Annotated in this window: 14 protein-coding genes; 3 read left to right on the top strand and 11 right to left on the bottom strand. The window is 38.6% G+C overall.

The genetic code is table 11. The annotated features are described in order from the left end of the window. Positions 1-10: 10 nt before the first annotated feature. Positions 11-1,987: an alkyl sulfatase dimerization domain-containing protein gene (locus A6E04_RS09670; RefSeq protein ID WP_065611110.1), complete on the bottom strand. Its 1,977-nt coding sequence runs from the start codon at positions 1,985-1,987 to the stop codon at positions 11-13. A 253-nt stretch (positions 1,988-2,240) separates the two neighbouring features. Between A6E04_RS09670 and A6E04_RS09665 the strand changes: the two genes are divergently transcribed. Further along, complete coding sequence (locus A6E04_RS09665) at positions 2,241-3,185, top strand: LysR family transcriptional regulator (RefSeq protein WP_017023538.1); 945 nt, start codon at positions 2,241-2,243, stop codon at positions 3,183-3,185. Between the two features lie 233 nt (positions 3,186-3,418). Here the strand turns inward: A6E04_RS09665 and A6E04_RS09660 are convergent, their stop codons facing one another. Beyond that, positions 3,419-3,670, bottom strand: coding sequence for a hypothetical protein (locus tag A6E04_RS09660; RefSeq protein ID WP_023602636.1), 252 nt, complete (start codon positions 3,668-3,670; stop codon positions 3,419-3,421). 412 nt (positions 3,671-4,082) lie between these two features. Between A6E04_RS09660 and A6E04_RS09655 the strand changes: the two genes are divergently transcribed. Both A6E04_RS09655 and A6E04_RS09650 read left to right on the top strand, forming a co-directional pair. Continuing rightward, on the top strand, positions 4,083-4,454 hold the full coding sequence (locus tag A6E04_RS09655) for a YgiW/YdeI family stress tolerance OB fold protein (RefSeq protein WP_017023540.1): 372 nt from the start codon (positions 4,083-4,085) through the stop codon (positions 4,452-4,454). 97 nt (positions 4,455-4,551) lie between these two features. Then, entirely contained in the window at positions 4,552-4,989 is a 438-nt protein-coding gene (locus A6E04_RS09650; protein ID WP_065611108.1) for a cytochrome b562, read from the top strand. 64 nt (positions 4,990-5,053) lie between these two features. Here the strand turns inward: A6E04_RS09650 and A6E04_RS09645 are convergent, their stop codons facing one another. The 9 genes from A6E04_RS09645 to A6E04_RS09605 form a co-directional block, all read right to left on the bottom strand. Next, positions 5,054-5,281 carry a glutaredoxin family protein gene (locus A6E04_RS09645; RefSeq protein WP_012551652.1) on the bottom strand — a complete coding sequence of 76 codons (228 nt, stop codon included), beginning with the start codon at positions 5,279-5,281 and terminating at the stop codon, positions 5,054-5,056. Between the two features lie 42 nt (positions 5,282-5,323). Then, positions 5,324-5,872, bottom strand: a complete 549-nt coding sequence (locus A6E04_RS09640; protein WP_012551653.1) for a DUF1415 domain-containing protein — start codon at positions 5,870-5,872, stop codon at positions 5,324-5,326. 162 nt (positions 5,873-6,034) lie between these two features. After that, on the bottom strand, positions 6,035-7,927 hold the full coding sequence (locus A6E04_RS09635) for a sensor domain-containing phosphodiesterase (RefSeq protein ID WP_023602633.1): 1,893 nt from the start codon (positions 7,925-7,927) through the stop codon (positions 6,035-6,037). A gap of 150 nt (positions 7,928-8,077) precedes the next feature. Then, positions 8,078-8,722 carry a sugar transferase gene (locus A6E04_RS09630; RefSeq protein WP_065611106.1) on the bottom strand — a complete coding sequence of 215 codons (645 nt, stop codon included), beginning with the start codon at positions 8,720-8,722 and terminating at the stop codon, positions 8,078-8,080. Between the two features lie 17 nt (positions 8,723-8,739). Further along, complete coding sequence (locus A6E04_RS09625) at positions 8,740-9,924, bottom strand: glycosyltransferase family 2 protein (protein ID WP_065611104.1); 1,185 nt, start codon at positions 9,922-9,924, stop codon at positions 8,740-8,742. Beyond that, the gene (locus A6E04_RS09620; RefSeq protein ID WP_023602630.1) at positions 9,921-11,009 is read right to left on the bottom strand and encodes a glycosyltransferase; all 1,089 of its coding nucleotides are present in this window, start codon (positions 11,007-11,009) and stop codon (positions 9,921-9,923) included. Before A6E04_RS09620 ends, A6E04_RS09625 begins: the two co-directional genes overlap by 4 nt. Positions 11,010-11,135: 126 nt before the next feature. After that, positions 11,136-12,635 carry a GumC family protein gene (locus tag A6E04_RS09615; protein ID WP_065611099.1) on the bottom strand — a complete coding sequence of 500 codons (1,500 nt, stop codon included), beginning with the start codon at positions 12,633-12,635 and terminating at the stop codon, positions 11,136-11,138. After that, positions 12,632-13,789 carry a glycosyltransferase gene (locus tag A6E04_RS09610; protein WP_065611097.1) on the bottom strand — a complete coding sequence of 386 codons (1,158 nt, stop codon included), beginning with the start codon at positions 13,787-13,789 and terminating at the stop codon, positions 12,632-12,634. The genes A6E04_RS09615 and A6E04_RS09610 overlap by 4 nt, the downstream gene beginning before the upstream one ends. Further along, positions 13,779-14,534, bottom strand: coding sequence for an acyltransferase (locus A6E04_RS09605; RefSeq protein ID WP_017023549.1), 756 nt, complete (start codon positions 14,532-14,534; stop codon positions 13,779-13,781). The genes A6E04_RS09610 and A6E04_RS09605 overlap by 11 nt, the downstream gene beginning before the upstream one ends. Between the last annotated feature and the right edge of the window lie 128 nt (positions 14,535-14,662).

Genomic DNA, 14,662 nt, shown 5'->3' with positions numbered 1-14,662 from the left:
ATTGACAGTATTAACGAACGATAAGCATGATATTTTCAGGGCTCATTGGTTTATCAAAGTAACTCATGAAAAGACCAAAATCTTTGATACTGCCGTTAGAGAACATAAAATCACCTGACTGTAAGTTGTTACCAATCACCTGTTGAGCATTAGGTCCTGCTATCAAGATTTGGTTTAGTACTTTACGAGAGGTATTGATTTGCACATCAGCATTATCTAATGCGGTATTGTGTAGTTGAGCGATACCGTTGCGGATCTCTATCGTAAATGATTCGTTAGTATCTGAGAAATTGTACGTTAATGCCATTTCAACATTCAGCGTATTTTCTGCAATTAGCGTCGATGTCATCATGTCGAAAATTTGCTTACTTGGTAATGCGGCTAACACATCTACTGAAGCGAAGCTGATCATATTAGAGAAATCACGAGTACCTTCAAGCTCAGCGGCTGAGTTTAATGCCCAGTTTCTCCAGTTAATGTTTACTTGATCTGCTGCCCACGCTTTGTAAGCAACGGCTTTCAATTGACGAGCTTCAGTATCTTCTGTGTTTACCGTAATTGGGTAAGAAAGGATCTCTGCGGCAAACGTGTAGTTCTCAGCCTTAATGGCCGCTTTTGCTGTTTTGATGATGTTGTCACGACCACCCATGATCTCAACAAACGCTTTTGCACGTTGCTCATAAGCCATTGGCTCTAACTGCCAAGGGTCAGCTTCAAAGAAACCATTGTAGCCAACGTAAATTTGACGAACGGCGTGTGCAACGGTTCCGTAGTGCTCTCCTAACCAAGGGTGTTCAGCTAAGTGCTTAGGTAGCTTAACCACTTCAACCAACTCATCAGGAGTAAGTCCTTTGTTCATATAACGAATGGTTTGATCATGAGTGTATTGAATCGCATCACGATAAGAGGTCAGAACATTAGCGACCGCTTCTTTGCCTTCAACAGGGCGACCGTGTGAGTTGATCATGATTTCAGTATCAAACTGACGCATGGTATCGATGCCTTTGAACCACATCGACGGATCACGGAATTTAGTACCACGAATCGTATGTAGGTTCGGGAAGTTTTCACCTTGCAGTACTTCTGCTGCGTGTAGGATCTTTTGCTCAGGCAGATAAACCACGATCTCATCTTTAGTTTCAGACGGTACGTTTACGATTTGCATATGTACGCCTGAGATCGTGATGTCTAGCGTGCCATTCGCTTCAATCAGCGTATTTGGTTCGATGAAAGAGATATCACCTTGCATGAAGCGAGGACCAAGACCATCGTTTACTGTGCCGTGTTCACCTTCTTCCACATGTTTTGCGCCAGTGTAAGAGGTTCGATGACCAAATAACGTACCTAGGTTAGAGGACCAGTTTGCTACTGCTTCAGTTAAGCCTTCTTGCGCGATGATTTTTACTTCACCTGAAGCGACTTCAGCATCGGTAGTCCAAGCTCGAACGCCAGAGATATGGTCAATATGGTTGTGAGAATAGATGATCGCTTTTACTGGCTTATCAGTGATCTTACGGAATTGGTCACGCACTGATTCTGCCATTTGCACAGATTCGCCCGGATCAACGATGATGATACCGTCATCACCTTCAATCATTACGGGTGTATCAAGACCAAATCCGTAACCTAGGTAAACATTATTATCCACTTGAATTATTGCTTGGTCCATTTTACGACCATGCTTTGTCAGGATAGGGTGTACGTATTCAGACTCTTCGGTAAAAGCAAGAGAGTCGCCCGTCTTAGACAATACTTTAATGCGATCACCCTTACCCCAGAACAGGTTTGATTTATGTTCAAACAGCACTTCACTTTTATAACGAGCATCAAGATCAATATTTTGGTATTGAGCCGCAGATCTCGTTTGTAGCTCTTGACCTGTTTTAGAGGTCGCTTCTGTTATCGGGGTTGCAACAGTAGCGTGTGATGTGAATAAAACCGATGCGATAGTGATAGGTAGAGTCAGCTTTTTAAATGTATTAGTCATGGTAACGACCTTCTTATATTTTTAGACAGTGAAGTAATTTCTTGTCGTTAATCATAGTGACCTGAGAGAGTGAGAAATAGAGGCTAATCCGAATTCAATTCATCGCTTTTACGATGAGTTTCTTGGGTTATAGTGCTAACTTTAGGCGGGTTTATTGTGGTGAGCCTCTCAATAAGTAAGAATAGAGTTCACGCATGTCATTGTTTTACAGTAAATTACTCGGGTGATGTGAATACAACTAAGATGAGTCTTTATGAGTAATGATATTCCAAATTTTAATCTATTAGCGGTATTTGCAGCAGTGATGGAGTTGGGCAGTTTAAGTAAGGCCGCAGATCACCTTAATACCAACCAATCGACGATCAGTACCGCATTAGGGCGATTAAAGAAAGAAGTTGGCCATGAACTTTTTGTACGTAGTGGTCGTGGTGTTGTGCCTACTTCTTATTCCACCAGTTTATACGCAGAGATCCAAGCCCCAATTCAACAGCTTAATGGTGTTTTTCAAGCGTTTGGTGAGTTTGATCCAAATGTATCAACACGAAAATTTGTCATGACAGCGCCAGAGCATCTTCAATGGATATTGCTTAAAACTTTTGCAGATCGACCAAAAGAGAACATCTCATTAGAATTGTTCGAGCAATCAGACAACGATGAAACCATGTACGATGGGTTGTTGACTCAAAAATTTGATGTAATGATCGATATTGTTCCACCAAATCACCCCAATATAGAATCCACCCACCTTTTTGATGGTGAATTTATGATTGTGTGTCGCAAAGATCACCCGCGAATTAAGGGAGAGCTTACGCTGTCTCAATACATGGGTGAAACGCACGCCGTCTTAGAGCGAACAAGAAATCAGATGTACACACTTGGTCATTATACTTCGATAGACATCACCAAGCGTAAAGTTGCTTATCATGGACGTTCAATGTTCAGTAATATGTTGTTATGTAGCCAATCTGATTATCTAACCGCTGTGCCACTTTCAATGGCGTTGCAGTTTGAAGAGCGTTTACAACTTCAAGTACTTAAGCCGCCTTTTGAGTCAAAACAGATTTCTAATTATCTGATTTGGTTAAAAAAACTAAAACACGATCCAAGCCATAAATGGTTTAGAAATGAGTTGATATCAACGGTAAAAGACAATGTATCTCAGATGGAGAATAGTAAAGTGAGCTTAAATACACTATAGAGAGTTCTCTTGCCATTACTGGTGATGATGATTGTATTTATGAGCTTGGTCAGTGTGATAAAACAGTTATTAAAATCGTTAAAGTAATCCTCGATTAATGAAGTGATAATAATACGATGAAGGAAGAAGATGTCAAGATAACATAATCTTCTTTCTTTATCGTATATTTGCACTGATGTTATTTATCCATATAAAATAATAACAATGAGACAACGATTAAATTATATTAACTCTTAATCTAAAGCTCGTTTAATAATTATTTGGTTTGGAAAGTGGTGTCTCATTTGGTTAATGGTATAAGGTGATGTACCTTGTTCAATATCACCAATAGGCGCTTCAGTGGCAATTTCAATCGTTAATCCAAATTCATGAGATCTTGCTTCGAATGCATCAAATACTTCTTTCTCTTGTTTGGTGAGCTTAGTTAGGTCTTTGCCTTCTAGTTCTAGCATTTGATCCAATAGCCATTTATCTTTTGGTGTCATTATGTTGTCCTCTATAAAAATATTACGTATGACTCTACGCCTTAAATTTCAAAATGAAAATATAAATTATCGTTGATGTTTATGTCATGGATCGTTTGTATATCAGATGGTTAAATCTAAAGATAGTAAGGTTGCAAGAATGTTTTCTGAGACGTATATAAACGTCATTCTTAGCCGTATTGTTATTAACTACGTTAATTTAAATGAGGATTTATCGTGTTTAAAATTCAAATGAATTAAGGATAAAGTAATAGTTGATATCATTTTAAACTAAGAGTAATCTCAAAAAATAGATATATCATCAAGACTGCTCTATATTTATGACTAATTAGGGATGAAATAATAAAATAGAGTTATAAATGTTAATAGTAGTCTACACTATTTTTTACATAACAACATTTAAGGCATCATTATGAAAAAGAGAACTCTTTTATTTTCACTTATATTAGCGTGTACGTCTACACTTGCATTGGCTAACGATCACGATGCTAATTATCAGGATGAATTTTCACAGCCTGTATATGGAATCAACACGGTTGAATCGGTATTAAATGCGAATGCAGTTATTGATGATACTCCGATTCTATTAACTGGCTACTTAGTTGAACCTTTAGGAAAAGAAGTGTACTTGTTTAAAGACAATACCGGTTCATTAAATGTGAAAATTGACGCCGATAAAATGCCAAGCTTACAAGTGAAACCAAACGATAAAGTGACGCTTAAAGGGGAAGTAAATAAAGAAGATAACTACATTATTTATGTGGATAGTCTTACTGTTGATTAACAAAAATACGGATCGTTATGGTATTGAAACATATTAATCCTGTGAGTATGAGAGGCAATACATTACACTGCCCATCTCGTTTATTTAAAGGATTACTATGAGAACTCTATTTTTAACGTTAGCCCTGACTTTTTCTGCTGGCGTTGCTGCAAATACTACGAATGAATCTACGGATGTGATTGAGACAACATCAGCCTTAATTAGCACTCCTGTTGATACTAAAGCAGCGATGAAAGACATGATGCTGGCATTTAAGCAAAGTGAAGATGCGAGTTCAATTGATGAAATGACTCATTCAGTAATGCGATTAGATGCGTTAATTGATTACTTGAAACAAGAGAACTTCTCACCAGAAAAACAAGAGTTATATCAAGAAGGGTTTAACAAATTGTCTGTTTCTGTTGATCGTGTCAAATCCGAACTTGCCGCAGGAAACCTAGAACAAGCAAAAGACACATTAAATCAAGTTGATGACTTACGATCTGAATATCACAAAAAGCGTAATCCAAGCATCTGGAGTAAAATATTCGGCTAACGGATGTGCTTACCTTATCGTGAGACCCATAAAAAATGGAGCCAATTAGGCTCCATTTTTATTATTAACTGTTATACATCTTATCGAAATTCTTCTGATTCCAACCAACCATCACTTGATCGCCAATTTTAAGAACAGGGATAGAACGAGCGCCCATGGCTTGTAATTCCTTACGTCCTCTTTGCATTTTCGCATTGGTTAATCGATAAGCAATTTTTTTAGAGTCAAGGTAGCGTTGTGCGTCTTTACAATGTGGGCATTTGTCTGCCACATATAAAACAATACGTTTCATCGGGATCTCTCCAATCAAATCTGGTTATAGAGTTAGCGTAGCTTATACAAACAAGTAAGGGAATAACTTACGACGCTCTTCAGGGCTAAGAGCCTCAACACGAGCAATGTTTGTGTCTGGGATAGCTTCAGGATTTGGATAGTGTTTTAACACTTTTTCCATGCTTTCTTCACGAATAAGATGAAGGACAGGATAAGGAGAACGGTTCGTTAAATTCTCATCATCTTCTGGTGCAGCACCGCCAAAGCAATAATCAGGATGGAAAGTCGCAATTTGATAAGTACCTTCCCAGTCTTGTTGTTTGAGTAGCGCATCAACCCAATCTAAGAAGAAATTGTAATCCATGAAATCTTGCAGCATGTTTGGAATAGCAACCAAGGTGGTCTCTAGCTCTTCTGCTGTTTTAGAATTTAAATTCATTAACTCTTGAAGTACGTCTTCAAGCAAAACTTCTTCCGTTGTCGCTTCAGAAACAAAGATTTTGATTTGTTTATTGCGATTTGGTTTCGCGGCAAAAGGGCAAAGATTTAGGCCGATAACGACATCTTCTAACCATTGTTGTACTTCTTGTTCTATTTTTTGAATATTCATGCTGACTTCATTTTTACTGTGCAATATTTTCGGCAAGAATAACAGATTATTGATGAGTTTAGAAACTACCAACAGATACATCAAACTCTGACATGGTAGTTAATTCTTGTTTTTGGTCATGGCGTTGTTGACCATTCTTGTCTGCGAAGACGATTAATACCACTATATAAATTTGAAATAGGGGGTTCCAAGGGATAACTGATTGAATAAACCCATTTCAAATTTCTCTGCGGTCATTGGTTTAGCGTAGAGGTAGCCTTGAACTAAATCGGCTTCTTCTTTGAGGATAAATTGTTCTTGTTCTCGGGTTTCTATACCTTCAACAACAACGTTTAAGTGCAGTTTTTTAGCAATATTTATCATCGCACAAACGATGTTTTGATCTTCAGTACTATAGGTAATGTTGGTAATGAAGCTTTTATCAATCTTTAAGGTATCAAATGGGTATTTTTTTAAGTATTGGAATGACGCATAACCGGTACCGAAATCATCGAGCGCAATGGAAACGCCAAGGTCATGCAATCGGTTTAAGGTCGTGATGGCTAAGTCTTCATCTGCAATTAAGCTGCTTTCGGTGACTTCTAATTCCAGATTACGAGGTGATAATTGGTATACATTCAACAGTTGTTCAATGTGTTCGACTAAATAAGGGTCTTTTAATTGAACGGCTGAGACATTAACCGCAGTAATAAACGCAGGACAATGTGCAACCCATTCACTTGTTTGTTGAATCGCATTTCGTAATGCAAAGTTGCCTAATTCATAAATTAAGCCGTTACGTTCAGCGATTTGAATTAAAACATCGTTTGATATAGCGCCTAAACGTGGGTGGTTCCAACGTAATAAGGCTTCGCATCCTAACCATTTTTTAGTTATTGGGCATACTTTTGGCTGATAGTTTAAAAAGAGATCGTTATTGCGTACGGCTTCAAGTAAGTAACTTTCGATTTGATGTTCAGATAAGCTCGATTTTATTGGCAAAGACACATCCGAAATCGTGAATGTTTTTCCCATGCTTTGGCATTCAACCATGGTGTCGTGCGCATATTGTAATAAATCGGTACGAGGCACGCCGTCTTTTGAATGAATAGCACCAACGTAACTCTGTAAATGAATCGATTGATCATTGATGTAGTAATTTGATTGCCCAATTTCAGACAGGTGCTGACAAAATTTAGGTAGCTTACTTTTATCAGCGTGAATGACTAATAGAATATCGGTAGCAGTGAGACGACCAGTGATCGATGTGTCTGTTATTTTTGTTATTCTTGAACGGTACTCGGTGAGTAGTCGATCCAAAGCTTGATGCCCATGAGTTTGTTGGATCAATAAACCATTGGCAAAATGAATGTGTAATAAAACAAAATTCTTTTCTTGTTTCAGTAGGTTATCCATATGCTGATAAAGTGCAATTTGATTTAAAAAACCAGTGCCCAAATCATGATTTTGATGATATTCCACTTTTTGTTCTGCGGCTCTTCGACAATCAACTTCATTGGCTAACTGAATATTGAGATCATTAAGGTGCTGAGTCGCGATGGTGATCTCTTGTTGTAATGCATTATGACTAATCAATAATTCGGCATGTTGAAAGAGTGTACTTAATTGCGCTTCAATGGATTGTTGATAGGTTTTTAGTAATGCTTGATACGTTGGAGAGTAATCATTTTCTTTATTGTCTAGAATGCAAATGGTGCCAAAAGGGGTGTTGTCTGGCCAATAAAGAGGAAGACCGCAGTAAGCGATCATATTAAGAGCAATATCAGGATTTGTATCCCAATTAGGATCAGTTAAAGCATTTGCAATGAATAGCTGTTGGCGTTCTTTGATGATTTTTTCGCAATACAGGCCTTGTCCAAGTGCTTCATGATGACCGACTTTATAAGGATTATCAGTGTTATCACTGGCAGCAAATACTTCGATCGTATTTTCGTGAGTTTGCATAATAAGGGCAGCAGGTACATGAACTAAATTTGCTAATAAATTCAACATATTTTGCCACTCTTTCTGCATACGTTCAGGGATCGCAATAGAAGCAGAAAGTGATGTTGTCATGTCGTTCTCCGAGGCCTTATTATCAATTAGTGTACCGCATTACTGTTTATATAATAACAGCCTCATGTGCTTTTTTTTTGTCTAATTTTTAAGAATGAGAACTAAACTGCTTTTAAATTATAAGCTTATTAATAGTAAGGTTATATGGCGTTATTGCCCTCTGGCAAATAACATGACTTTTATTGTCATAAGAAGAATGTAACTGTCTGATTTTATCCAACTTGAAATAGAATGGAGTGACAGTGCATAACTGTGGTCAAACCCAACCTTAGATCGTACGTCTTCAATACTGGTGTCATAACCTTGGTTTACTTGCGCTAAACCAGTAATGCCAGGTAGAACGCCATAGGTTCTTTCACTAAAATAAGGGATCTCATGTTCTAGTTTGTTATAGAAGGTTGGTCGCTCAGGTCTTGGTCCAACAAGAGACATATCACCATTTAAAACATTAAAAAATTGAGGTAACTCATCAAGACGTGTTTTTCGCAAAAATCGTCCAACGAGCGTCACGCGAATGTCTTCCTTCACGGCCAATGTTGCGCCAGTGCTTACTTCGGCATCTTCTACCATACTTCTAAATTTTATCATTTCAAATACGTAGATTTGTTCTGGCATCGCCTTTCCCACTCGGAGTTGACGATAAAATACAGGGCCTTTAGAGTTAACCTTAATGGCGATGGCAATCAATGGAAATAAAGGCAAAGTAATAAGCAAACCAATAAGAGATAGGCATACGTCAAAAGCCCGTTTTGCTTTAATGGTTGGTTGGTTAATTGTGTAATATGAATTTATCATCTTGATATCCCGTTCATTTATTTATGTACACGAGACCAAGGGCCACGTTGTTTATTGAATACATAAGTCAGCCCACCAATTAAATTGGCGGTGTGTCCAGCGACAAGGTAAGCCACGGTTTGACAGTATTTATGAGAGAATAAAGAAGGAAAAGACAGGCTAACGATACCCAAACTATAGCCCAGTGTCTGCGTAATAAACGCAGCCATAAAAATGGGGTTGTGAATAAGAAATGCCGAGCCAATATAGGCCATTATCATGAAATATGGCATGGTGATTCGTAACCCTTTTCCTGATATAAAAGTAAATGCAATACCTTTGTATTTAGGATTAAAGAGAGGGAATAAGCGTAATAACTGTTGAAGATTACCTGCTGAAATTCGTAAGCGGCGAGAAAAATCCTCTTCTTGCAACGCGTGCTCAAGTTCCAAAGCATAGATTTTTGGTTCGTAGATGGCTTTGTACCCTTTTTCTACAATCTTCATCGGTAAAATAAAATCATCGTTGATCGTATCTTCATTTAATGGGGTGAATAAATCGGTTCTAAATAGATAAAAAGCACCATGAGATCCTAAACTTGCCCCAAAGGTGGCTTCTTTTTGCTTGATGCTGGTTTGATATTCCCAATACTTTTTCTCACCTTCTGAACTTGGGTCTAATAGTTTGTATGTTGGATTAACGACCCCTACGGTATGATCTTCAAAGTGGGCGGCGGCAATAAGCAGTGCATCGTATGAGATAAGCGCAGAAACATCACTCAATGCCACAAGATCGCTTTTGCATTGTGGAATAACATCATTAAGTAGCATTACCTTTCCTCTGTTTTCTTTAAAGGCAAAGACTTCAATGTGAATGTCGGAACAAATGGCTTCTTGTAGGGTGTTGTAGGCAATATTTACGGTATCGTCGGTACACCCATCACAAGCAATGATGATAGTGAGTTTATTTGACGGGTAATCTAAGCACGTCAAATTGCGAATCTTATCTGCTATCCATAATTCTTCATTATAAGCAGGCAAGATAATAGTAATACTTGGTAAGTATCGATCTTTTTTTGATGATACAAAATGACGATGGTTTGTTTTTGTTGCTTTTTGAGGATGATATTTAGCAAACAAAGTTAAAATGATTGGATACAAAGCATGGTGGTAAATGACCATGAAAATACTGACAGAGGTTACTGCAATAATGAAATTATTCATATTGTTACTCCTTGAAAGTAAAGGCTTTCGTACGCTGTTGCCATACTGCCTGCATGATTGTTTTTTAGTATGAAATCACGAGGAGAGCCGGTTTCTTTTTGATAAGCGAGCGCCTGTATTCCTTGCGCTAAGGTAATGGCATCATTATTGGCGACTAATAAACTGTACGTTGGGCACAAGGTTTCACTCACACCACCGACATCATTGGCAATACAAGGAACCCCGCATGATTGAGCCTCTAAGGTTGAAAGTGGAAAGCCTTCGTTGTTTGATGGCAAGCAAAATACATCAAGCGCTTGATAAAACGTCGGCATATGGTCGATATGTCCAAGAAAATGTACTCGTTTCTCAAGATGATATTCAGCAACAAGTCGTTGTAGGTATTCTTTTTCTGACCCCGACCCTGCCAATAATAAGTGATACTTTGAATCAAGAAAGCGAAACGCTTCGATCAGTTTGTCTTGGCCTTTTACCATTTCAAGTCGTGCGGCATTACCAATAATAATGCTTTCTTCTGGTAAGTTTAGACGCAAGGTTTGATGTGCATCTTGTCGATGACCTGATTGAAACTTCGACGTATCGATGCCATTTTTAATGGTGTAAATAGGGTACTTATTAAACATTAGGGACAATGTTTTTTTCACAAAATGTGCATCAGCAACGAGTTTGGGTTCTGAAATAGAAAGAGCAAGACGTTGTAAATAACGATGCTTTTTATTATTAAGGTGCCATGCATCATGTTCAGTATGAATATGTTTGGCTTTGCCATACCATTTTACGGCACAGCCAGCGTATAAGAGTGGGCCGATATGGTGTGAATGCACGATATCTGCTTGATGCTCTTTGAATATCGAAATCAATTTTTTAATGGTACTTGTTTGGAAACCACTGGGTTTATCAAGAAAAATAAGCTGTTCTTGATAGTGTGACAGTCGTGGCCAACGTTGAATAGACTCTGTGAGTGTGCCTTCTAAACTGACTAATACGATTTTATGCTCGGGATTGGTAAAAGCCAACATATCTAGCACCATAGTTTCTAGGCCGCCAGGGGAAAGATGTTGAACAACATGAATGATAGTTTTCATAGCGCACTCCTTTTGTGTCTAACCTAGATATTGCAGAGTTTGTGCCAGTTATTAAATTCTTATTATTCAAGTGGTTATAATTTGATTTTTGTTTTTCTCAAAATGAGAATGAATTTGAAAATACGATTAACTAGAAAATGGAGATGAAGAACAATAAGGATCTGATGTCGTTTTTTTATCTGATAAGGGAGAAAATAGCGTACTTGATTGAGGCGGAATACGGCTGAGTAAAGGCGCTGAATGTAACGCCATTAATTCATCTTTTCTTCGTATCGTGGTGTCGCACAGTTCCGCAATCACGGCCAAACCAATGCCTATTCCCACACCGCCAAAGATACCAGCAATGACAAACAGAACCGTGGGCAAATTAGAAGGGCTATTAGGAGTGTAAGGTCTATCAATAATTTTCACTCGTTTGTCTTGTTCAAAGATACCCAGTGAACTGGTTAATTTTGCCATCTCAAATCGTTCGACTAAATCGGTATACAATTGACGTTTTAAGGCCAAATCACGTTGTAATTGGTACAGTTCTTGTTCATTCCGGCCAAAATTAGAGGCTTGTTTTTCAAGATCTTTTATCATGCTATCTAACACTTTGGTCTCTTCGGTTAATGCATCGACTTTACTGGTGGCTTGTTGCAGTTCTTCTAGTTGCGATAACAAAATCGGAGGCGCTTTAGATAAATCATCAACACTGTTGCTGCTCGCGATGTCCCATAACTGTTCGCTACTTAACCCTGGTTGGCTTTGAGAAAGTAAACGAGTTCGCTCTTCTTCTAATCGATTAAGGTTTCTTAATTTACCTTGTACTTTACTGTGTTGAGAGGTGTATTTCGCTTGAAGCAGGGTTAGCTCCCCACGAATACGGATGATTTGTTCTTCTAATTTACCAATGACAGGGTTGGTTTTTGATAGTTGTAAATCAATCGAGCCTAAGCGTTTCTTTGCCCCTGCTAATTCGGCTTGGCGCTCGTAAAGGCGTTGTTTTAGTTTGGTTAATCTATCTAGACTCGTGATTTGCATTTCCGGTAAAGTGGTGTCCTCACGGCTTTTAAATTCAGCGAGTTTTGATTCTGAAATGTCCAATTCTTGACGGCGAAAATCGATATTTTCAGATAAAAATTGGCTTGAATCTTTCATTGATGAACGTTCTGGCGCAAGTAATTGCTCGGTAAAATGACGACTGACGGCTTCAAGTGTCTCTTTCATGCCTTCTTGTTTATTTGAACTGTAGTCTATACGAATCAAATCCTTACCTGCCATGGTGACCGATAAGCTATTAGATAATTGAGCCACGGCATTATCCATGGCTTGAGGTGACATCGACTCATGTACGTAACCTCTTTCTTGTGCCACTAACCCTAAAATATGTCGACTGTGAAGTAAGGTTTGTAAGGCGCTTAACCGTTCTTTTAACATGGTCGAAACCGCTAAGTCTTCTAGAAATGGGTTCATTTTGGCCGTTTCTTGAATCAACATACTGGTATGAGATTCATAATATTTAGGGGCTAATTTCGCAATGGTTAACCCCATTAGTGGAACTAATATAATAGGGATAACAATAAGGTAGCGTCGGCGCCATGCTCCCTCAAGAAGAATTAAAAATTGCTGACTTAATGTGATCATAATGCCTCCAACCATGCATCTAGTTGCATCGCTCTTGCTTGCCATGTGTGATTTTTTATTAATGCAGCTTGCTGCTCTTTTCTACGTTGAGCATCAAGAGAGGTGATGTTGTTATTCTCTTCTTTCCATTGCAGCTTGATGGTATGCAGTTGCTGAGAGAATTCATTGACTGAATTTACAGTGTGAATTGTCGATTTATAAGGGGCTAGCGCAGGAAAAGGGGTGCTGATAATCGGCGTTCCTGTCGCTAAATACTCAAGTAATTTTAAAGGATTACAGGCTCTAATTTGTTCATTATCGACAAAAGGTAATAAACTTACTTGCCAGTGTTGGCTATAACGAGATAATTGATGATGAGGCTTTGTTCCTAATAAACTCAGATTGTCATGGTCATCAAAAGGATTAAATCCTAACTCATTTTGACCAATGAAAACAAAATGCCAATCTGGATTTTGTGCAATCACTTGGTTAAGTAAATCATAATCTAACCAGTGCGATAAACTGCCATAAAAACCAGCGATTGGTTTGCCATCATTAAATAGATCATTTGCTCGTGGTGTTGTTTGATGGAATAAAGTGTAATCGACACCATGAGGCAGATATTGTGTTTTTTCTTGTGGGAATTTGGCAAATAAAGTCTCGCTCGCGACTAAAATGAGATCGGCTTTTTTAACCAATTTATTTTCGTGTTTAAGTACGACGTCATGATCAACACCGGCAAGGGCTGAGAAATCATCACCACAATAGTAAACCACTTGTGTTTCATTCAATGACCCGCAGAGATCGGCAACGGTAGGTAATGAAGTCCATAATATAGGTTGATGTAAATTCGCTTTTTTAAGGATTGGTTTTAATTGTTTGGTTATTAAGCGTTTTGCTACCCAACGAGCAATAGGTCCTTTTGGTGCAGGGATCGTTTTTAGATTCACCGTTTTAAAAGGAGCGATATCAGTATCACCACTGATTTCTACTGTTGCTTGAGTGATCTTTTTCCAGACACGTTTTATATCATGAATAGAGCACTTAGGCTGACGTAAGCCAATCGAGTTGACCCAAATTATTTGTCGATTATAAGACAGCTGTTTGATTAAATGTTGGGTGCTAGAAGGCAAACCACCCCAATCTTCGCCGAAAACAATCAGATCATGCTTCATAACGAATGTCCTCTTTGATTGTTTTTGAGCTTGTAATGTCTAACGGCTTGATGACTTTCGCTGGGTTTCCACCGGCTAATACAAAGGGCGGTAAGCTTTTGGTTACGACACTGCCTGAGGCGACAATGGTACCTTCACCGACAGTGACATTGCCAATGATACTAACGCGAGATCCCAGCCATACGTCTTTCTCTAAAATAATATCGCCCACTTGGCTGTCTAAATCCGCTTTCCCTAAGGCGCGTTCTATTGGATCGATAGGGTGGCCTGGGTAACCACACAGAAAGCCTTGTCCTGCGATACGAACATTATCGGCAATCACTATTTTATTGCCGACAGCAATTGTGGTTTGCCAGCATATATCGACATTGTTCCCTACCGTTAGAGTTGGGTTTGGTGAGTCAGTGCGGCCGCTAAACGTGGTTTGTCCTGAGATCCGACAATCATCACCAATGGTCATCGTAAGAGGGCCACTAAAAAAAGGAAGACCGCCATACAATAGGGTTCTTTTCCCATGTTTATGTAAACGTCCTTTAAACGCCGGCACATAAAAAATGAGGTGAGTTAATGCCTGCCATTGAGTTGTGATGGTTTTGTGCACGCCATAAAAAAGAACGTTAATCAGACGAGGGGTAGGCAGTTCGAAGTAACGAATGGATTTGGCCACTCTAAATAAGCGAGATGCAAGTGGGCTTTCGCCTTCTTTTAACCATTGTTTGAATCGATAAACAGATAATGTGCTCATAGTGACATTCCTTTTTTAGTAACTCATACAATGAGTACTTCACGGATTGTGCCAATTATTTTATCTTCGTTTATCAATGGGATATTTTTATTTTTTTGTAAGAGGTATCAAATTCTCATTTTGAGAAT

Source organism: Aliivibrio logei (genome assembly GCF_001691055.1).
GTDB lineage: Bacteria > Pseudomonadota > Gammaproteobacteria > Enterobacterales > Vibrionaceae > Aliivibrio > Aliivibrio salmonicida.
Note: the sequence above shows the minus strand (reverse complement) of the source record. Positions and strands in the feature narration are given on the sequence as shown.